At 72.4% G+C, this 19,463-nt stretch carries 19 protein-coding genes; 9 read left to right on the top strand and 10 right to left on the bottom strand.

What is annotated here, in order from left to right; genetic code table 11:
* Nucleotides 1-65 precede the first annotated feature (65 nt).
* From gcvH to ACIBK8_RS02325, 5 genes are all read left to right on the top strand, one after another.
* The gene (gcvH, locus tag ACIBK8_RS02345) at nucleotides 66-443 is read left to right on the top strand and encodes a glycine cleavage system protein GcvH (RefSeq protein WP_393682305.1); all 378 of its coding nucleotides are present in this window, start codon (nucleotides 66-68) and stop codon (nucleotides 441-443) included.
* 66 nt (nucleotides 444-509) lie between these two features.
* Entirely contained in the window at nucleotides 510-1,769 is a 1,260-nt protein-coding gene (glyA, locus tag ACIBK8_RS02340) for a serine hydroxymethyltransferase (protein ID WP_399039608.1), read from the top strand.
* 214 nt (nucleotides 1,770-1,983) lie between these two features.
* A complete protein-coding gene (locus ACIBK8_RS02335; protein WP_399039607.1) occupies nucleotides 1,984-3,654 on the top strand; it encodes an APC family permease in 1,671 nt (556 codons plus the stop codon).
* A gap of 104 nt (nucleotides 3,655-3,758) precedes the next feature.
* Complete coding sequence (locus tag ACIBK8_RS02330) at nucleotides 3,759-5,141, top strand: L-serine ammonia-lyase (RefSeq protein ID WP_399039606.1); 1,383 nt, start codon at nucleotides 3,759-3,761, stop codon at nucleotides 5,139-5,141.
* Between the two features lie 264 nt (nucleotides 5,142-5,405).
* Nucleotides 5,406-5,870 carry a MarR family winged helix-turn-helix transcriptional regulator gene (locus ACIBK8_RS02325; RefSeq protein WP_399039605.1) on the top strand — a complete coding sequence of 155 codons (465 nt, stop codon included), beginning with the start codon at nucleotides 5,406-5,408 and terminating at the stop codon, nucleotides 5,868-5,870.
* Nucleotides 5,871-5,926: 56 nt separating this feature from the next.
* On the opposite strand, the gene ACIBK8_RS02320 is transcribed toward ACIBK8_RS02325, so the two are convergent.
* The 3 genes from ACIBK8_RS02320 to ACIBK8_RS02310 form a co-directional block, all read right to left on the bottom strand.
* Complete coding sequence (locus ACIBK8_RS02320) at nucleotides 5,927-6,226, bottom strand: hypothetical protein (protein WP_399039604.1); 300 nt, start codon at nucleotides 6,224-6,226, stop codon at nucleotides 5,927-5,929.
* 287 nt (nucleotides 6,227-6,513) lie between these two features.
* Nucleotides 6,514-7,998 carry an ATP-binding protein gene (locus ACIBK8_RS02315; protein WP_399039603.1) on the bottom strand — a complete coding sequence of 495 codons (1,485 nt, stop codon included), beginning with the start codon at nucleotides 7,996-7,998 and terminating at the stop codon, nucleotides 6,514-6,516.
* A gap of 1 nt (nucleotide 7,999) precedes the next feature.
* Complete coding sequence (locus tag ACIBK8_RS02310; protein ID WP_399039602.1) at nucleotides 8,000-8,743, bottom strand: response regulator transcription factor; 744 nt, start codon at nucleotides 8,741-8,743, stop codon at nucleotides 8,000-8,002.
* A 207-nt stretch (nucleotides 8,744-8,950) separates the two neighbouring features.
* On the opposite strand from ACIBK8_RS02310, the gene ACIBK8_RS02305 reads away from it, so the two are divergent.
* The 4 genes from ACIBK8_RS02305 to ACIBK8_RS02290 all read left to right on the top strand — a co-directional run bounded on the left by ACIBK8_RS02305 (nucleotide 8,951) and on the right by ACIBK8_RS02290 (nucleotide 12,367).
* On the top strand, nucleotides 8,951-10,291 hold the full coding sequence (locus ACIBK8_RS02305) for a glycosyltransferase family 4 protein (protein WP_399039601.1): 1,341 nt from the start codon (nucleotides 8,951-8,953) through the stop codon (nucleotides 10,289-10,291).
* A 105-nt stretch (nucleotides 10,292-10,396) separates the two neighbouring features.
* Nucleotides 10,397-10,951 carry a GH25 family lysozyme gene (locus ACIBK8_RS02300; protein WP_393682319.1) on the top strand — a complete coding sequence of 185 codons (555 nt, stop codon included), beginning with the start codon at nucleotides 10,397-10,399 and terminating at the stop codon, nucleotides 10,949-10,951.
* A 53-nt stretch (nucleotides 10,952-11,004) separates the two neighbouring features.
* The gene (nadE, locus tag ACIBK8_RS02295; protein ID WP_399039600.1) at nucleotides 11,005-11,835 is read left to right on the top strand and encodes an ammonia-dependent NAD(+) synthetase; all 831 of its coding nucleotides are present in this window, start codon (nucleotides 11,005-11,007) and stop codon (nucleotides 11,833-11,835) included.
* Nucleotides 11,836-12,046: 211 nt separating this feature from the next.
* On the top strand, nucleotides 12,047-12,367 hold the full coding sequence (locus ACIBK8_RS02290) for a hypothetical protein (RefSeq protein WP_393682321.1): 321 nt from the start codon (nucleotides 12,047-12,049) through the stop codon (nucleotides 12,365-12,367).
* Here ACIBK8_RS02290 and ACIBK8_RS02285 read toward each other — a convergent pair.
* The 7 genes from ACIBK8_RS02285 to ACIBK8_RS02255 all read right to left on the bottom strand — a co-directional run bounded on the left by ACIBK8_RS02285 (nucleotide 12,364) and on the right by ACIBK8_RS02255 (nucleotide 19,422).
* On the bottom strand, nucleotides 12,364-13,230 hold the full coding sequence (locus ACIBK8_RS02285; protein ID WP_399039599.1) for a cytochrome c biogenesis CcdA family protein: 867 nt from the start codon (nucleotides 13,228-13,230) through the stop codon (nucleotides 12,364-12,366). The two genes, ACIBK8_RS02290 and ACIBK8_RS02285, sit on opposite strands and share 4 nt — an antisense overlap.
* The gene (locus ACIBK8_RS02280; protein ID WP_399039598.1) at nucleotides 13,227-13,988 is read right to left on the bottom strand and encodes a DsbA family protein; all 762 of its coding nucleotides are present in this window, start codon (nucleotides 13,986-13,988) and stop codon (nucleotides 13,227-13,229) included. The genes ACIBK8_RS02285 and ACIBK8_RS02280 overlap by 4 nt, the downstream gene beginning before the upstream one ends.
* A gap of 102 nt (nucleotides 13,989-14,090) precedes the next feature.
* Nucleotides 14,091-14,555 (bottom strand): hypothetical protein, encoded by a 465-nt coding sequence (locus tag ACIBK8_RS02275; protein ID WP_399039597.1) that lies wholly within the window; start codon nucleotides 14,553-14,555, stop codon nucleotides 14,091-14,093.
* A gap of 537 nt (nucleotides 14,556-15,092) precedes the next feature.
* Nucleotides 15,093-15,620: an ATP-binding protein gene (locus ACIBK8_RS02270; protein ID WP_393682326.1), complete on the bottom strand. Its 528-nt coding sequence runs from the start codon at nucleotides 15,618-15,620 to the stop codon at nucleotides 15,093-15,095.
* A gap of 274 nt (nucleotides 15,621-15,894) precedes the next feature.
* A complete protein-coding gene (locus tag ACIBK8_RS02265; protein ID WP_399039596.1) occupies nucleotides 15,895-16,662 on the bottom strand; it encodes an enoyl-CoA hydratase/isomerase family protein in 768 nt (255 codons plus the stop codon).
* 75 nt (nucleotides 16,663-16,737) lie between these two features.
* Nucleotides 16,738-17,955, bottom strand: coding sequence for an Ig-like domain-containing protein (locus ACIBK8_RS02260; protein WP_399039789.1), 1,218 nt, complete (start codon nucleotides 17,953-17,955; stop codon nucleotides 16,738-16,740).
* 210 nt (nucleotides 17,956-18,165) lie between these two features.
* Nucleotides 18,166-19,422, bottom strand: a complete 1,257-nt coding sequence (locus ACIBK8_RS02255; protein ID WP_399039595.1) for an Ig-like domain-containing protein — start codon at nucleotides 19,420-19,422, stop codon at nucleotides 18,166-18,168.
* Nucleotides 19,423-19,463: the final 41 nt, after the last annotated feature.

The raw sequence follows: 19,463 nt of genomic DNA, 5'->3' as shown, positions 1-19,463 counted from the left end.
CCCGTGTGTCTCACTGTGCAAGACCCCTTTCACCTTCACACCTTCGCGTACAGGAGAATCGACCCATGAGCAACCCCCAGCAGCTGCGCTACAGCAAGGAGCACGAGTGGCTGTCGGTCGCCGAGGACGGCGTCTCGACGGTCGGCATCACGGAGCACGCGGCGAACGCGCTCGGCGATGTCGTCTTCGTGCAGCTTCCCGAGGTCGGTGCCACGGTCACGGCGGGCGAAAGCTGCGGTGAGCTGGAGTCGACCAAGTCGGTCAGCGATCTCTACGCGCCGGTCGACGGCGAGATCACCGAGGTCAACGAGGTCGTTGCCGAGGACCCCTCGCTGGTGAACTCCGCCCCGTTCGAGGGCGGCTGGCTGTTCAAGGTGAAGATCACCGCCGAGCCGGGTGACCTGCTCTCCGCGGACGAGTACACCGCCTTCACCGCCGGCTGAGTACGCCGCTCGGCCCCCGCCCGTCCCGGAAGCGCTTCGCGCCCCCTGACTCCCCAGGAAAGACTCATGTCGCTTCTCAACAGCTCCCTCCATGACCTCGACCCCGACGTCGCCGCCGCCGTCGACGCCGAGCTGCACCGCCAGCAGTCCACCCTCGAAATGATCGCCTCGGAGAACTTCGCTCCGGTCGCCGTCATGGAGGCCCAGGGCTCCGTCCTGACCAACAAGTACGCCGAGGGCTACCCCGGCCGCCGCTACTACGGTGGCTGCGAGCACGTCGACGTCGTCGAGCAGATCGCCATCGACCGGATCAAGGACCTCTTCGGCGCCGAAGCCGCCAACGTCCAGCCGCACTCCGGCGCCCAGGCCAACGCCGCCGCCATGTTCGCCCTCATCAAGCCGGGCGACACCATCCTGGGCCTGAACCTCGCCCACGGTGGACACCTCACCCACGGCATGAAGATCAACTTCAGCGGCAAGCTCTACAACGTGGTGCCCTACCACGTCGACGAGAAGTCGAACCTGGTCGACATGGAAGAGGTCGAGCGCCTCGCCAAGGAGCACCGCCCGAAGCTGATCGTGGCCGGCTGGTCCGCCTACCCGCGTCAGCTGGACTTCGCCGAGTTCCGCCGCATCGCGGACGAGGTCGGCGCCTACCTGATGGTCGACATGGCGCACTTCGCCGGTCTGGTCGCCGCGGGTCTGCACCCCTCGCCCGTGCCGCACGCGCACGTCGTGACCACCACCACGCACAAGACGCTCGGCGGCCCCCGCGGCGGTGTGATCCTCTCCACCCAGGAGCTCGCCAAGAAGATCAACTCGGCGGTCTTCCCCGGCCAGCAGGGCGGCCCGCTGGAGCACGTCATCGCGGCGAAGGCGGTGTCCTTCAAGGTCGCGGCGTCCGACGACTTCAAGGAGCGCCAGCAGCGCACCCTGGACGGCGCCCGCATCCTGGCCGAGCGCCTCGTCCAGGACGACGTCACCGAGCACGGCGTCTCCGTCCTGTCCGGCGGCACCGACGTGCACCTGGTCCTCGTCGACCTGCGCAACAGCCGGCTCGACGGCCAGCAGGCCGAGGACCGTCTCCACGAGGTCGGCATCACGGTCAACCGCAACGCCGTCCCGAACGACCCGCGGCCCCCGATGGTCACCTCGGGCCTGCGGATCGGCACCCCGGCGCTGGCCACCCGCGGCTTCCAGGAGGCGGACTTCCGCGAGGTCGCCGACATCATCGCCGAGGCGCTGAAGCCCAGCTACGACACCGAGTCCCTCAAGGCCCGGGTCACCGCGCTCGCCGAGAAGTACCCGCTCTACCCCTCTCTCTGAGGGGCGCGCGCCACGAATGTGACGCGTTGCACGAACTGAGCCTTCCGGAGGCCGGTCCGCCGGCCCGGAGAAGGTGAACGGGCCGCGAGCCCGGGGCCGTTGGTCCCGGGCTCGCGGTCTGCCTGCCCGCATTCCGTGCCTTTGTCGGCACTTATGGTGGCATGGCCCCTGGGTGACGGGGGCTTCCGCGACAGAGGACGGACACACGCACTCCATGGACATGAGCGCGGGCAACAGGAAGGGGCTCAGCCTCTTCGCCCTCATCATGATCGGCATCGGATCGATCTTCGGCTCCGGCTGGCTCTTCGGCGCAGGCACCGCCGCCCAGGTGGCGGGCCCCGCCGCACTGGCGGCCTGGGTGATCGGCGCCGTCCTCATCGGCATGATCGCCATGACGTATGCGGAGGTCGGCTCGGCGTACCCGATCCCCGGCGGGATGGCCCGCTACGGTCACCTCTCGCACGGGCCCGTCCTGGGCTTCCTCACCGGCTGGGCGGTGTGGATCGCGGTCGCCTCGCTCATCCCGATCGAGTCGATCGCCGCCACCCAGTACATGTCCTCCTGGAGCTTCGGCTGGGCCCGCGGCCTGGTCGACGGGGAGCGCCACGAGCTGACCGCCACGGGCATCGGCGTCGCGCTGATCCTGACCGTCGCACTGTGGCTGACCTGCTACTGGTCGGTCCAGCTGCTGGCCCGCGCGAACACCGTGCTGACCCTGGTCAAGTTCGTGATCCCGGTCCTCGCGGTGGCCGCCCTGATCGCCTCCGGCTTCCACACCTCCAACTTCAGCGCGCACGGCGGCTTCGCCCCGTACGGCTGGTCGGCGGTGCTGACCGCCGTCACCACGTCCGGCGTCGTCTTCGCGTTCAACGGATTCCAGGCCGTGGTCAACCTCGGCGGCGCGGCCAAGAACCCGGGCCGGGCCATCCCCATCGCGCTGGTCGGGGCGCTCGCCCTCGGCCTGGTGATCTACCTGGCGCTCCAGACCGCGTACCTGGGCGCCGTACCGCCCGAGCAGCTCACCCAGGCGGGCGGCTGGCGGGGCGTGGACTTCAGTTCGCCCTTCGCCGATCTCGCCAAACTGCTGATGCTGCACTGGGTCGTCACGATGCTCCAGTTCGGCGCCTTCATCTCGCCGGCCGGGTCGAACATCGCCAACGTCGCGTCGGCCGCCTACATGGTCCAGAACATCGCCGAGACCGGCTTCTTCCCGAAGAAGCTGGCCGCCGTGCACCCCAGGTACGGCACCGCGCGCCCGGCGATGTGGCTCAACCTCGGCTTCTCCGTGCTGCTGCTGGTCACCGTCGGGCACAGCTGGGAGGCGCTGGCCGGGGTGATCTCGTCGGCCATGGTCATCTCGTATCTGATCGGCCCGGTCGCGGTCGGTGTCTTCCGGAGGACCAAGCCGGATCTGCCGCGCCCGTTCCGCCTCCCGGCCGCCGCCGTTCTCTGTCCGCTCACCTTCGCCTTCGCGGCCTGCGCGCTGTACTGGTCGCGGTCGCCCGACACCGCCAAGGTGGCGGCGATCACCCTCATCGCGGTGCCGGTCGCCGCGCTGGTGCTGCGCCGTACCGGCAGGCGGCTGCGCGGGCAGTTCGCCCCGGCGTGGTGGATGGTCGCCTTCCTGCTGTGGATGGCCCTGGTCTCCGCGCTGGGCAGCCCGGACTTCGGCGGCCTCGGCATCATTCCCGGCGGCCTGGACATCGCGCTGGTCGCCGTCTCGGCCGTGGCCTTCTACTTCTGGGCGGTACGCGCCGGGGTACGGGCCCACCGCAAGGGCCTGACCGGCGCGGACCCGACGACGGACACCCCGCCCGAGGCAGCCGATACCGCCGCGGCACCGTCCGTTGCCCCGGAGGACGACCGCCCGACGGTCGCCGTCTGACCACGGACGCCGGGTCCGGGTTACGCTCGGCAGTCGGCGCAGAAACGCATCAACCACCCCATTGCTCCACCGTTCACCACGAGCAGACAAGGGAGTTCGCCACCGTGGCCATCTCTGTCTTCGACCTCTTCTCCATCGGCATCGGCCCCTCCAGCTCCCACACGGTCGGCCCGATGCGGGCCGCCCGGATGTTCGTCGGACGGCTCAAGAAGGACGGGCTGCTGGCCCAGACCGTGTCCGTGCGCGCCGAACTCTTCGGCTCGCTCGGCGCCACCGGTCACGGCCACGGCACCCCCAAGGCCGTCCTGCTCGGCCTGGAGGGCCACTCCCCGCGCACCGTCGACGTCGAGAACGCCGACGCTCTTGTGGACCGCATCCGCAGGACCGGCCGGCTCCGCCTCCTCGAAGCCGAGATAGGCGACGCGCACGAGATCGACTTCGATGAGCCCACCCAGCTGATCCTGCACCGCCGCCGCTCGCTGCCGTACCACGCCAACGGGATGACCCTGTTCGCGTACGACACGCACGGTGCGCCCCTGCTGGAGAAGACGTACTACTCGGTGGGCGGCGGCTTCGTCGTCGACGAGGACGCCGCGGCCGAGGACCGGATCAAGCTCGACGACACCGTCCTGACGCACTCCTTCCGCACCGGTGACGAGCTGCTGCGGCTGTCCCAGGACACCGGCCTCTCCATCTCCGCGCTGATGCTGGAGAACGAGAAGGCGTGGCGCACCGAGGCGGAGATCAGGGCCGGGCTGCTGGAGATCTGGGAGGTCATGCAGCGCTGTGTGGAGCGCGGGATGACCCGCGAGGGCATCCTGCCCGGCGGCCTCAAGGTCCGCCGCCGCGCCGCCAACGCCGCCCGCGCGCTGCGCTCGGCGGGCGACCCGCAGGCGCACGCCATGGAGTGGATCACCCTCTACGCGATGGCCGTCAACGAGGAGAACGCCGCGGGCGGCCGGGTGGTGACCGCCCCCACCAACGGCGCGGCCGGCATCATCCCCGCCGTGCTGCACTACTACGTCAACTTCGTGCCGGGCGCGGACGAGGACGGCGTGGTCAGGTTCCTGCTCGCAGCGGGCGCGATCGGCATGCTGTTCAAGGAGAACGCCTCCATCTCCGGGGCCGAGGTCGGCTGCCAGGGCGAGGTCGGCTCCGCCTGCTCGATGGCAGCCGGCGGTCTCGCCGAGGTGCTCGGCGGCTCGCCCGAGCAGGTCGAGAACGCCGCGGAGATCGGCATGGAACACAACCTCGGCCTGACCTGCGACCCGGTGGGCGGGCTCGTCCAGATCCCGTGCATCGAGCGCAACGGCATGGCCTCGGTCAAGGCGGTCACCGCGGCCCGGATGTCGCTGCGCGGCGACGGGCGCCACCACGTCTCCCTCGACAAGGTCATCAAGACCATGAAGGAGACCGGTGCCGACATGAGCGTCAAGTACAAGGAGACGGCCCGCGGCGGTCTCGCGGTGAACATCATCGAGTGCTGACCCGCCGGCGGCGGAGCGTGCGACGACGGCCGCGGATCCGTCCCGTCCGGGGCGGGCCCGCGGCCGTCAGACGTTCCGCACCCGCCCGCAGGACGCCACCCGGGGTGTACTCAGTGCACGGACGATCCATCCCCAACTCGCCTATCTCCAGGGCCATTAGCCCCGACCGAGGCGCTCCGTGCGCGACATGTGCCCCGGTACACTGAAACGTCCACGCCGACGCGACACGCACGGCACCCACACGACCACGGGGAGGGGCCCGGCGTGCCCACGCTCGACCTCAGCAGCCACCCGGGCCATCTGGCCCGCCGCTTCCAGCAGGCGCACACCCTGCTGTGGAACACCATCGTCTCGGAGGAGGTCACCTCCCCGCAGTTCGCGGTGCTCAACGCGCTGGTCGACGAGGACGGACTCGACCAGCGCACGGTCGGCGAGCGGGTCGGTCTCGACCGGTCGACCATCGCCGAGGTGATCCGCCGGCTCGTCGCACGCGGCATGGTGGGCAAGATCCGCGATCCGCACGACGGCCGGCGCTCGGTGCTGCGCGCCACGGACCAGGGCGTACGGGTGCACAAGAAGCTCGCGGTGCGCACCGCCCGGATGAACCAGGTCTTCCTCGCCCCGCTGGAACCGGCCGAGCGGACCGTCTTCCTCGATCTGCTCCGGCGGGTGTCGAACGCCGCCGAGGACCTCCGTCATCCCGAGGAGCCGGCCGCGCCCGGCCGGTAGGACGCGGCGGCGGGCGGCGAGGCCAGGCGGCCCCGCCGCCCTGCGGGAAGCGGGCGCTACCTGCCGATCTCCCAGGCGAACGGCGGGAGTTCACCCGCCCGGGAGTAGATCTCCAGGGAGTGGTCCACCGGGACGAAGGGGTGGACCCGGCCACCGTCGAGACCGGCCAGCAGCCGGGCGCAGTGGTGCAGGCAGCCGGCCACCTCCGTGCCGTCGCCCGAGACGATCGTGGCGGCGGTGTGCGGGCCTTCGCACGGCGTCGGATCCTGGGCGGACGCGGCGGCGCAGCGGGCGACGGAGCGCGTCGCGGGGTGGGGTTCGGGGAGGTCGGCGGCGGGGCGGAAGGGTATGTCCATCGGTACTGTCCCCCAGTTGGTGCGATGGTGACCGGTGCGGTGCGGATGCCGGTACGGACCCATGTCCGGCGGCACCCAGCACAGTGGTACTCCGCTACTCGCCGGTCCATGCCCGCTTGGCGAAGACCGGGGGAAGACCTGAAGCGTTCGTCATCGACTCATGGGTTCGGGGCGCGTCCGATGCCGCCGGAGCGCGGTACGCAGCCGCCCGAAACCCCTCCGATCGGGAGCGCGGTGGCGTCACGGGGCGCACGCGACCGCGGCGCACTCCCCTCCGGTCGCCCCGTTCACGTGCCCTGGGTGTCCGCGGGGTCGCTCCCGGCCCCCGTCGGTGTCCCCTGGCCGACGGTGAAGCCCAGGACGGCGCCGCCGCCGGGGCGGTGGGCGGCGAAGGCGTGGCCGCCGTGGGCGGCGGCGATCTCGCGGACGATGGCGAGGCCGAGGCCGGATCCGGGCAGCCCGCGGGCGGCCGGTGCGCGGTAGAAGCGGTCGAAGACCCGGGAGAGGTCGGCCTCCGCGATCCCGGGGCCGCGGTCGAGCACCTCCAGCCGGTCGCCGCTGACCACGACCTCGATCGGCGCCGTCCCGCCCGCGTCGAACTTGGCGGCGTTCTCCAGCAGGTTGGACAGGGCACGGTGCAGCCCGGCCGGGCGGCCCTCGACGACCACCGGGCGGTAGGTGCGTACGGTGATCTCCCGGCCGGTGCGCCTGCGGGCCGCGGACGCCGCCTTCTGCGCCACATCCGCGAGGCTCACCTCGCTCAGCGGATCGGCGTCCCGCCGCCCGGCCGCCAGGTCCACCAACTCGTTGACCAGGTCGGTCAGCTCGCGCGCCTCGCCCGACAGGTCGGCCAGCAGTTCCTCGCGTGCGGCGGGCGGCAGTTCGTCGAAGCGGTGCAGCAGCGAGATGTTGGTGCGCAGCGAGGTGAGCGGCGTCCGCAGTTCGTGGCCCGCGTCCTGGGCGAGCCGCTGCTGGTCCCAGGCCGAGCGCGCCAGCCGCCCGAGCATGTCGTCGAAGGCCCGGCCCAGACGCGCGACTTCGTCCCGTCCGGCGACCGGCACCGGTACGTCCAGCCTGCCGTGCTCGGCGACGCTCTCGGCGACCGAGGTGAGCCGCACCAGCCGGCCGGTGATCCGGCGCGCCAGCCACCAGCCCGAAGCCCCGGCCACCACCAGGACGGCAGCCGCCAACAGGGCGGTGCGCACCTGGAGTTCGGCCAGCAGGTCCTCGGACGCGCTGGACCTCTGCGCGACCTGTACCGCGCCGCGCCCGCCGCCGAGCGCGACCGTCGCCACGTGGTACGCGTCGCCGTCGGCCGTCGCCTCGCGCTCCGCGTGCCGCCCGGCCTCGGCGGCGCCCGCCAGGTCCCGCTCCGCCGCGCCGACCGGGAGCCGCGGGCGCCCCGGGTCCACGATCCGGCCGTCCGCGCCAAGGACCTGGACGTCGGTGCGGGTGGGGCGGGTGAGGTCGTCCCGGGGGCCGTCGTGGTCCGCGTCGGCTGCCGTGTAGTCCGCGGGCCCGAACGGCTTCTCCCGCACCTGGTCCCGCAGATCCCGTACGACCCCGGAGAACACCGACTTCTCGTCCACCCGCACCAGCCGCGCCGCGGCGTCGTAGCTGAGGAAGCCGACGAGCACGGTCACCGCCGCGGCGCCGGCGGCGAAGGTCACCGCGAAGGAGGTGCGCGCGCTGGCCGGCGCCCGGTCCCGCAGCCGCGCACGGAGCCGGCCGCCGGGCCCGCCCCGGAGCCCGCCGCCGCGGCCGGTGCCCACCTCAGTCCTCCCGCAGGACGTATCCGATGCCGCGCACCGTGTGGATCAGCGGCCTGCTGCCCGGCACATCGACCTTGCGCCGCAGATAGCCGACGTACACCGCGAGGTTCTTCGAGCCGGGGCCGAAGTCGTAGCCCCAGATCCGGTCGTAGATCGTCGAGTGGTCCAGCACGATTCCGGCGTTGCGCGCCAGCAGTTCCAGCAGCTCGAACTCGGTGCGGGTCAGCTCCAGTTCGTGCCCGCCGCGCCAGGCCCTGCGGGACGGCCCGTCGATCCGCAGGTCGGCCGCTTCGACGACACCGCTGTCCGCGGCGCACTCGTACCCCGCGCCCGTATCGCCTGCCGCCGCGCCGTCCCGGTCGCCGTACTCGCCGTCCGGCGCGGTCCGCCGCAGCAGTGCGCGCAGCCGGGCGAAGACCTCATCGACCTCGAAGGGCTTGACGACGTAGTCGTCCGCGCCGGCGTCGAGCCCGGCGATCCGGTCCGCGGTCTCGACCCGGGCGGTGAGCATGAGGACGGGGGTGCGGTTCTGCTCGGCCCGCAGCACCTGGCAGACCTGGAGGCCGTCGATGCCCGGCATCATCACGTCCAGCACGATGACGTCGGGCCGCTCGCGGTGCGCCGCCGCCAGCGCCTGGATCCCGTCGGCGACCGCGGTCACCCGGTAGCCCTCCAGCGTCAGGGCGCGCTCCAGGGCGGTGCGGATCGGACGGTCGTCCTCGGCGAGCAGTACGGCGTAGGTCACCGGGCAAGTCTGCCAAGCCCGGCCGGGCCGGTGCCCTGCACCGAACGGCCACCGCGGCTTTCTTACCGGGCTCTCACCCGGGCCACGCCGCGGGCTTACCCCGTGCCGCCAGCGTGGTCACGGGCCGGACGGCAGGCCCCGGGGCGTCCGGCCGCCGCGCCGCCCGGACGGCCGGAGTCACGCGGCGCACCTACCGGGAAAGACCGGATGAAGATCACCCTCCTGCTGCACAACGCCTATGCCATCGGCGGCACCATCCGCACCACGCTCAACCTCGCCGCCGCCCTCGCCGACCGGCACGACGTGGAGATCGTCTCGATGCTGCGGCACCGGGAGGTCCCGCGGTTCGCCGTCGATCCCCGGGTGCGGCTCGTCCCGCTGGTGGACACCCGGGTCGGCAGCGACGACATGGCGGACCCGCGGTTTTGCGAGCCCGCGCGTGACTTCCCCGCGGCCGAGAAGCGCTACGAGCAGTACAGCCGGCTGGTCGACCTCCGGGCCGCCGCCCACCTGCGGGCCACCGACGCGCACGTGGTGATCGGCACCCGCCCCGGCATCAACGTCTACCTGGCCCGCTTCGCCCCGCGCCGCGCGCTGCGCATCGCCCAGGAGCACCTGCGCCACGACGCGCACGGCAAGCGGCTGCGCGCCGAACTCGCCCGCCACTACCGGACGCTGGACGCCGTGGTCACCACCACCGAGGCGGACGCCGCGGTCTACCGCGCCCGGATGCCGCTGCCCGGCGTCCGCGTGCAGGCGGTGCCCAACATCGTGCCCGCGCCGCAGGGCCCGCCGTCCGACGGCACCGGCAAGGTGATCGCGGCGGCCGGCCGGCTGGTCCCGGGCAAGCGGTTCGACCTGCTGATCGAGGCGTTCTCCGCGGTCGCCGCCAAGTACCCGGACTGGCGCCTGCGGATCCACGGCGGCGGCGCCGAGCGGGTCAGGCTCCAGCAGCTGATCGACGGACTCGGCCTCGGCGACCGGGCGGAGCTGACCGGCCCGCGCTCGCCGATCGAGGCGGAGTTCGCCAAGGCGGCCGTCGTCGCCTCCGCTTCGGACGCCGAATCCTTCGGCATGACCCTCGTCGAGGCGATGCGCTGCGGCGTGCCGGTGGTCAGCACCGACTGCCCGCTGGGGCCCGGCGAGATCATCACGGACGGCACGGACGGGCTGCTGGTGCCGCCAGGCGACGGGCAGGCGCTGGCCGGTGCGCTGATCGCGCTGATCGCCGATCCGGTGCGCCGCGGGCGGATGGCCGCCGCGGCCCTGGAGAGCGCCACGCGCTACGACCCCGGGCCGATCGCCGCCCGCTACCAGCTGCTCTTCGACGAGCTGCGGGCCACCCGCAGGCGGCGGGCCCTGCGGCGGTCCTTCGGGTGGGTCCGTTCGCGGGCCGGGCGCCTCGCGCGACGGGTCCGCACCGCCGTGCGCCGGCCCGCGAACGGCGCACCGGCGGCGCACGGCGGGGCGGACACCGCGACCCGTGGGGCAACCGGCGCCTCAACCGCCCCGGCCACCCCGTCCGCCCCCAAAGCACCGTCCCGATAGGGAACTTCGCGCCCCTGATCTGGCGTCTCCGGACGTACACATGCTGAACTGCTGGGACGCAGATGACGCTTCGGGAACGCAGGTCCGATCGGCGGGAGGCCGCTCATGCTGCACGGTGTCGATGTCAGCTCGTACAACTCGTCGTTCTCCACCGACGGCCTTGACTTCGTGATCGTCAAGGCCACCGAGGGCCGCTCCTACATCAACCCGCACCAGTCCGCGCAGGCCGCCAAGGCCCGCAAGGCGGGCTGTGTGGTCGGCTTCTACCACTTCCTGTGGCCCGGGAACATCGCCGCCCAGGCCAGGTACTTCGTCGAGAAGTGCGCGTCCGTCCAGGGCGACATCCTGGCCGCCGACTGGGAGCGCACCGGCGACGGCACGTACGCGAGCAACGCGCAGAAGGACCAGTTCCTGAGGGAGGTGAGGAAGCTCCGCCCGACGCACCGCGTGATGCTCTACTGCAACCGCGACTTCTGGCTCAACCACGACACCACGTCGTACGCAGCCGACGGTCTGTGGATCGCCGACTACGTCTCCGCGGGGCACCCGAGGATCAAGGCGAACTGGCGCATCCACCAGTACACCGACAGCCCGCTGGACAAGAACGTCGCGGACTTCTCCAGCAAGGCCGCCCTCAAGAAGTGGGCGCACCCGGCATAAGGTTTCGGTAGCCGGCACACCAGGCCGGACGGAACCAGAACCGAGGAGCAGCCGTGACCGACCCGGCGTCCATGACCGTGCAGCAGGAGATCGCCCGGGATCTCCAGGTGACCGCGTCCTTCGACGCCGAGCAGGAGATCGAGCGCCGGGTGGCCTTCCTCACGGAGCGGCTGACCTCCACCGGCCTGCGGTCGCTGGTGCTCGGGATCAGCGGCGGCGTCGATTCCACGACCGCGGGCCGGCTCTGCCAGCTCGCCGTGGAGCGGGCCCGCGCCGCCGGGCACGACGCGACGTTCTTCGCCATGCGGCTGCCCTACGGCGTCCAGGCCGACGAGAAGGACGCCCGGCTGGCACTGGACTTCATACGCGCCGACCGGCTGCTGACCGTCGACGTCAGGCCGGCCAGTGACGCCGCGCTGGCGGCTGCGCTGGACGGCGGCGTGGAGTTCCGTGACGCGCGTCACCAGGACTTCGTACAGGGCAACATCAAGGCCAGGCAGCGGATGATCGCGCAGTACGCGGTGGCAGGCGCCCAGGACGGCCTGGTCGTGGGCACCGACCACGCGGCCGAGGCGGTCTCCGGCTTCTTCACCAAGTTCGGTGACGGCGCGGCCGACGTCGTCCCGCTGACCGGCCTGACCAAGCGCCGGGTGCGCGCGGTGGCCGCGGCGCTCGGCGCCCCCGCCGAGCTGGTCGAGAAGGTGCCGACGGCCGACCTGGAGACCCTCGACCCGGGCAAGCCCGACGAGGACGCGCTCGGTGTCTCCTACGACCAGATCGACGACTTCCTGGTGGGCCTGCCGGTCCCCGAAGCGGCCTTCGAGACGATCGTCCGCCGCTACCGCCTCACCGACCACAAGCGCGCCCTGCCGATCGCTCCCTGAGCACCGTGCATCCGACGGGCCCGTGGGCAGCCGCCCCGGGCCCGTCGGCGTGCGCCCCCGGGCCGCGCACGGACCTGTCATGAGCCGGTAAGGCGACGGTCACCGTGCGGGGGCTAATCCGTCGGCGGGAGTGGGCAGGGATGCGGCCATGGGAAGCCGCGAAGTCCGATCGGAAGATCAACTGTCAGTGGGGCCGCCTACGCTCCGAGGTATGGGTTACGCACAGCTGCGCGAACTCCGGACCGCGCTGACCACCGCTTCCGACATTGCCTCATCCCTCCAGACCGCCCCGACCCGCCGGGACGCCGACCAGCTCGTCGACGTCCTCCGCCAGGCGCTGACCGCCGCCAGCTCGCTCAGCGAGGAGAACGGCCCGACCGGCTGCGCCGTCCATCCGCACGGCGCCGTCGATCCGCTGTACGGCGACCCGGACGATCCGCTGCCGCCCGGCTACGGCAAGTGCCTGCTCTGCAACGACCGGCGGCGCCGGGCCGACGCACACCCGCATGTGCACCGGCGGCGCATCGCTTAGGGGCGGGCCTTCTCGTCCGCTCGCAGCCTCTCGTCCTCCTGTGGCTTCTTCTCGGGCCGCAGCGCGATCCGCCCGAGCACCGCGGCGACGACCAGCGCGGCGAGCGCGATCAGGACGTAGTCGGGCACCGCGTTGCCGATCCCCGCGACCCACTCCTCGACGTGGAATTCGGCGTCCGCGTCCAGGATTCCGGGCAGTCCCACGGTCCCGTTGAAGAGCAGGAACAGCACGCCGATGCCGATGAAGAAGACGCCGGAGAGCAGCGAGGTGGTGTGCAGCCGCAGCCTGCCGACCGAGAACTCCCGGCCGCGCAGCCAGCCGCGGCTGCCGAGCCGGAAGCGGTCCCACAGCAGCGCGAGGACGAACAGCGGCAGCGCCATGCCCAGCGCGTAGACGGCGAGCATCGAGGCGCCGTACACCGGGGAGCCGCTGACCGCGGTGACGGTCAGCACCGCGCCGAGGATCGGGCCCGCACAGAAGCCCGCCAGGCCGTAGACGCAGCCGAGGAGGAAGGTCGAGACGGCCGAGCGCGGGGTGATCCGGGCCGCCGCCTGCTGGGCGCGCTTGGAGGCGAATCCCAGGCCGAGGATCTGTGCCACACCCATCGCGATGACGACCCAGCCGCCGACCGCGATCAGCAGGTCGCGGTGCCCGTTGAACAGCCGGCTGGCGGCCGTGCTGGCCGCGCCGAGCGGGACGAGGGTGGTGGCGAGCCCCAGGTAGAAGACGCCGGTACGGGCCAGCAGCTTGCCGGGGTTGGCGAGCGAGTACGCGAAGAAGGCGGGCAGCAGCAGGGCGCTGCACGGGCTGATCAGGGCGAGCACGCCGCCCAGGAAGGCGGCGAGGTAGCCGATGTCGCTCACTTGCCCGACCCCTTCGCCTTCGCGGTGGCGGCGGCGTCATCGATCGCCCGGCCGAAGACGTCCGCGGACTGTGCGCCGGCCACCGGGCGGCCGTTGACCAGGAACGACGGGGTGGACTGTACGCCGAGCCCGTAGCCCTCGTCCTGGTCCTTCTGCTGCGCGCGCTTCGCCGCCTCGCTGTCCAGGTCCTCGCGGAACCTGTCGATGTCCTTGACTCCGCTGGTGCGGGCCATCTCCACGAGCCGGTCGGTGGCCAGCGCCGAGCCCTTGCGGGTCTTGGCGTACAGCTCGTCGTGCATCTCCCAGAACTTGCCCTGCTGCCCGGCGGCCCAGGAGGCGCGGGCGGCGCGCTCGGAGTCGGCGCCGTAGATGGTGAAGTTGCGGAACTCGATGCGCAGCGTGCCGGCGTCCACGTACTTCTTGATCAGGCCGGGCTGGGTCTCGCGGGTGAAGCGCCCGCAGAACGAGCACTGGTAGTCGGCGTACTCGACCAGCACCACCGGGGCGTCTTTCCTGCCGACCGCCAGCGGGTCGCCGTCCTGGCGCCTGCTGGTCTGCTCGGCGAGCTGGTCGTACATCTTCTGCTGACCCGCGTCCTCCTGCTGTGTGACGGACGCGGCGGCATCGGGATCGCCGTTGTCGCGGCTGCCTTCGACGGCCTTGCCGACGGCGATGGCGAGGGCGATCACGGCCACGACGAGGGCGATGACCGCGCCGACGGCGGCGAACTTGCGGGTGGGAGAGGCGGATGTGGGCATGCGGAAGCTCCAGTCGTACGCGGGGGATGGCCGGGCGCCGGGGCGACACGGCCGGGGCCGGATGCGGCGCGGCTCCGCGGGTGCGGGGCGCCGGGGAACGGCCTAAATCCGCAGTACGGGAAGGAGGGTGGAGTGGTCGGCGTGGCCCGCGGCGGCGGTGGGCGGCCTGGCCAGCGCGAACTGCGCGGGCAGGTCGACGGCCATCGGCGCCGGGCCCGCGATGCCGGGGGCGAGGGGTTCGCCGCGGTGCGGGGCGGGCAGCGGCGCGGACTCGCTGCTGCCGGGCGCGTGCTGTCCCGAGCAGCGCTTGGGCACGTCGAGGACGTCGGTCCACACGGCGAAGCGGTCCGCCCGGTGCCCGGCCTCGGGGCCGGTGGATCCGGCCGCGGTGGCCGGCCGGGCCGCGGCGGCGTCCGCCGTGCCGGTGTCGGCGATGACGCCGGCCGCCGCGGTCGCCTGGACCGCCTTCCACGCCTGGTCGCCGCCGTTCCGGCAGAGCAGCGGCCCGAAGGTGACGGCGAGGAGGAGCAGGAGGATCACGGCGGCCGACCGGCGTGCGTGCGTCATGGCGTCCTCCTTCCCCGTCCGCGCGCGGCTGCTGCCGGGCGCCCGCTGTCCGGCTCCCGGGGCTGCGAACCACCGGCCGCGCGCGGGAGCATGAGCGGCCCATCCTACGGACCGCGGGGGCGGGTCCGTAGCAGGCACCGGCCCCCGGGCGTACCGGCGCCACCGGGTGAGCGGCTGCCCGCCGGGGCGGCGGATTCCCGCCCCGCAGCGCCCCCACGCCGCCCCTTCACCGCATATCCATAGAGGCAACCGATTATTCAACCGTCGTTTACAAGGTCGGTGGCGTACCTCACCTTGGATCAGGCACCAATTGATCGCGCTATCGGCTACCTTGTCCGTAGTTGCACCTTTGGCAACTGGCGGCCGACCTGCCATAGTCGACCGCAGCGACCCCCATTGACCCGGGCCAGGTCGTTCACGACCCCGCGGACACACCCCTTCCGTCCGCCGCGGGTCGGCACTGGGGCCTCACCCGCACGATCCCGCGGGAGGCCCCAGTCCCGTTTCCCGGCCCTTTCGCGGTGCGCGCCGCCGGGCTCAGCGGTCGGTGACCCGCATCTCGAACCACGTCGTCTTGCCGCGCGGCAGCAGGTCCACGCCCCAGCGGTCGGAGAGCCTGTCGACGAGGAAGAGGCCGCGGCCACTGGTGTCCATCTCCTGCACCGGCATCAGGCAGGGCAGCCCCCGGGACGGATCGCGCACCTCGATGCGGATCCAGCCGCGCCGCCTGAGCATCCGCAGCCCGAACCGGCGCGCCCCGGTGTGCCGTACGGCGTTGCCCACCAGTTCCGACACCAGCAGCACGGCGTGCTCGGCGAGTTGCGGCGACAGCGCCCACTGCTCCAGGAGCACGGACTGCGTCAACCGGCGTGCGGTACCGGCGGATTCGGGGCGCGAGGGCAGTCGCACCTCACCGACGGTCGGATCACCGACCAGTTCGAGTGCCGCGAGGTGCAGGGCGTCCGGCAGCGCCCCGCCCCCCCTGTCCGCTTCCGGGAGTCCCCGGTGCACGGCGGCCGTGTCACCGCACGGCCGCGGCTGCTCCATTCCTTCGAGGCCCGCCATGCCCCCCATCATGGCCGCTGCGCGACCCTCGCGGGGCCGGAACCGGCGGAATCATCTGCCCGGAATCACCGGTTCGCGACCCCCAACGGGGCATGTGCCAGCGGCAGTTAAGGTTTCCTCGTACCCCGGCCGACCTGCGAAGACTCCCGGCTTACCACGGAACGGGAGGCCCTGTGCACAAGGTCGGCTTAAGGCGGGGTTAAGGCTGACGCGATTCCCTCACACGAGGCACGGGTATCGGCCACATCCGAACGGGCCGCCAACACCGGCCGTATCAGCGGAACTTGGCCTTGCCAGGACCCTCCTCGACGAAGCTGCGCATGCCCGTCTCCCGGTCCTCGGTGGCGAACAGGCCCGCGAACCAGGTGCGTTCGATGGTCAGGCCGGTGTCGAGGTCGGCTTCCAGGCCGCCGTCGACCGCCTCCTTGGCGGCCCGCAGCGCGAGCGCGGGGCCCTTCGCCAGCCGCGCGGCCCAGGCGTGCGCCTGCTCGAAGACCTCGGCGGCCGGCACCACCCGGTCGACCAGGCCGATGCTCAGCGCCTCGTCGGCCTTGACGTGCCGGCCGGTGAAGATCAGGTCCTTGGCCTTGGACGGGCCGACCAGCCGGGCCAGCCGCTGGGTGCCGCCGGCGCCCGGGATCAGGCCGAGCAGGATCTCCGGCTGTCCGAGCTTGGCGTTGTCGGCCGCGATCCGGAAGTCGGCGCAGAGCGCCAACTCGCAGCCGCCGCCCAGCGCGTAGCCGGTGAGCGCGGCGACCACCGGCTTGGGGATGCGGGCCACGGCGGTGAACGCGTCCTGCAGGGCCTTGGAGCGGACGACCATGGCCGGGTGGTCCATGGCCTGCATTTCCTTGATGTCCGCGCCGGCCGCGAAGACCTTCTCGCTGCCGCGCACCACGACGGCGCGCACGTCATCGCGCCGGGTGGCCTCGTCGGCCAGCTCGTGGAGCCGGTCCTGGGTGGCGATGTCCAGCGCGTTCATCGGCGGGCGGTCCAGGCTGATGGTGCCGACGCCGTCGGCGACCTCGAAGTTCACAGTCATGCGAGGAAGGTTAGTTGCCGTTAACGGCGGTGGGCGCGGTGCACTTGGTCACAGTGCCGCCCGGCCCGCCGCCGTCTATCGCCCGGCCTTCCACCGCTTCCAGGAGAGGTTCCAGTCGCTGAAGCCGTTGTCGGCCCGGATCGTCTCGTCGTGCGAGTTCTCGACGATCACGACATCGCCTATCAGCGAGTGGCGGAAGAACCACGCCGCGGGGGTGGACGCGTCGCCGCCGCCGCGCCGGTCGAAGAGTCCCACACAGCCGTGGCTGGCGTTGCGGGCGCCGAACGCGGCCTTCCCCGACCAGTAGTTGCCGTGGAGGAACGTCCCGGAGGTGCTCAGCCGCATGGCGTGCGGGACGTCCTTGATGTCGTACTGGCCGCCGAAGCCGACGGTGTCGCCGTTCATCCGGGTGACCGGCAGCTTCTCGCTGATCACCATCCGGCCGTTGTAGGTCTCGGTGCCCGGTGCGCCCGCGGATATCGGGATGGTCTTGATCTTCTTGCCGTCGCGGACCACGGTCATCTTCTTCGACGCGGCGTCGACGGTGCTCACCTGGCTGCGACCGACCGTGAACGACACCGACTTGTCCTGGGTGCCGTAGACACCCGGGCGGCCCTCGACGCCGTCCAGCGCGAGCCTGAGGGTGACCTTGGTGCCCGCCGCCCAATACTTCTCGGGGCGGAAGTCGAGGCGGTCGTTGCCGAACCAGTGGCCCTCGACGGGGACGGACGGCTCGGCGGTGACCTTGATGGCGTCCTCGACGGCGGCGGGGTCGGTGATGCCGCGGGTGAAGCGGATCGAGACGGGCATGCCGACGCCGACGTGCCGGCCGGCGTCCGGGGTGTAACGGCCGATGAAGGTGTTCTCGGGGACGAGCGTGCTGAAGGCGGAGTGCTCGGCGGACTCCCGGCCCCGGCTGTCGACGGCCACCGCGTCGACGGTGTACCGGGCCGACGCCCCGAGATGGCCACTGGGCCGCCACCGCGTGCCGTCGCCGGATATCTTGCCGCCGACCTCGTTGCCCTTGTCGTCCTCGACCCGGACGGACCTGAGCTTGCCCTTCCGGGCCGTCACCTTCAACACACCGCTGGTGGCCACGCCTTCGGCGCCGTCATCGGGCGAGACGGTCACGGCGGCCTGCGAGGCGGCCGCACCGCCCGCCGCCTTCCCGTCCGGCTCCGGCCGGCCGGTCGCGCCGCCGCCGCACGCCGTCACCAGCAGCACAGATCCGAGCAGCAGCGCCGCCACCCCGCCGCGCCGCCACCGCCGCCTGCGCACCGGCTCCTTCGCCATCGGCTGCCTCACGACCGGCCCCTTTCCCCCTCGCACCACACGCGCTCCCCCGCGCGCGGGTCACCGCCCTGCCCGGCGCGCCGCCTCCCGCCCTGCGTGCCGGACCGCCGCGCGCGTGCCGATAGACAACCACACCGGTCCGACAACGCGATGCCGGGCGACGGCACCGTTCCGTTTCCCGGCGGAGCCGGGCGGGCGCACCGGCCCCGGCTACAGCACGCTCCCCTGCCGCCACTGCTCCCACGGCATGTTCCAGCCGCCGAGCCCGTTGTCCGGCGCGACGGTGCGGTCCTTCGAGTTCCGCACCTCCACGATGTCGCCGACCATCGACTGCCCGTAGAGCCACCCGGCGGGTGTGCCCCGCCCGCCGCCCTTGGTGTCCCGCAGGCTCACGCACCCGTGGCTGGTGTTGTCCCAGCCGAAGACCTCGGGCGGCGCCCAGTAGTTGCCGTGCAGGAACGTCCCCGACGGGGTCAGCCGCATGGCGTGCGGCACGTCCGGGATGTCGTACTCGCCGCCGAATCCGACGGTCCTGCTGTTCATCCGCGTCACCCGGTGCCGCTCCAGGATCACCATCTTCCCGTTGTACGTGGGGTGCTTCCGGTCGCCGGCGGTGGCGGGAAGGGTGGCCGTCACCCTGCCGTCGCGGCGGACCGTCAGGGTGTGCGTGGCCGCGTCGATGACGCTGGTCTGGTCCCTGCCGATCCGGAAGCGGACGGTCTTGCGCTGCGCCCCGACCGCCTCGGGGCCCGCCTTGACCCCGCGCAGCCTGAGGTCGACCGTGACCTCGGTGCCCGGCTGCCAGCGCTCGCGCGGACGGAAGTCCAGCCGCTGGTTGCCGAACCAGTGGGCGGCGATCTCGACGTCCGGTTCCGCGGTGACCGTGATGGCCCGTTCGACGACGGCGCGGCGGGCGATCGGCCGGTTGAACTGGAGCGAGACGATCATGCCGGTGCCGACCGTGGCCTTGTTCTCGGGTGTGAAGTAGCCGATCAGGCGGTGCGGGGACACGTAGGTGGTGAAGGTGGTGTGGCGGGTCACGCGGTGGCCCTTGCCGTCCACCGCCGCCGCGTCCACGGTGTACGTCGCGCCGGGCTCCAGCGGTCCAGCCGACGGCCGCCAGGTCTTGTGGTCCGCCGAGATGCGGCCCGCCACGGACGCCTCCCCGGTGTCCCCTTCCCGCTGGACCGTCACCCGCTCCAGCCGTCCGGCGGGCACCCTGACCTCGAACCGTCCGTTCGCCCGTACCCGGTGCGCGCCGTCGCCCGGGACGACCTCGATCGCGTGTTGCGGGCCGGGCGGCTTCCCGCTGAGCAGTTCGCCCGCGACCGCGCAGCCCGCCAGAGCGGTCAGACCGAGCAGGGTCACCAGGACGAGAGTGGCGCGGTACCCGGCCTGCGGGAGGAGGCGAGCAGGCCATCGGCGGGCGGTGCGCTGAGAGTTGTGATCGTTCTTATCACCGGACATGTCCCGAATTGTGACGGATGAGGCGGTCGCCGCACCGTATG

The sequence above is a fragment of the Streptomyces sp. NPDC050161 genome, assembly GCF_044460025.1.
Lineage (GTDB): Bacteria > Actinomycetota > Actinomycetes > Streptomycetales > Streptomycetaceae > Streptomyces.
This window is presented reverse-complemented; position numbering and strand designations above follow the sequence as displayed.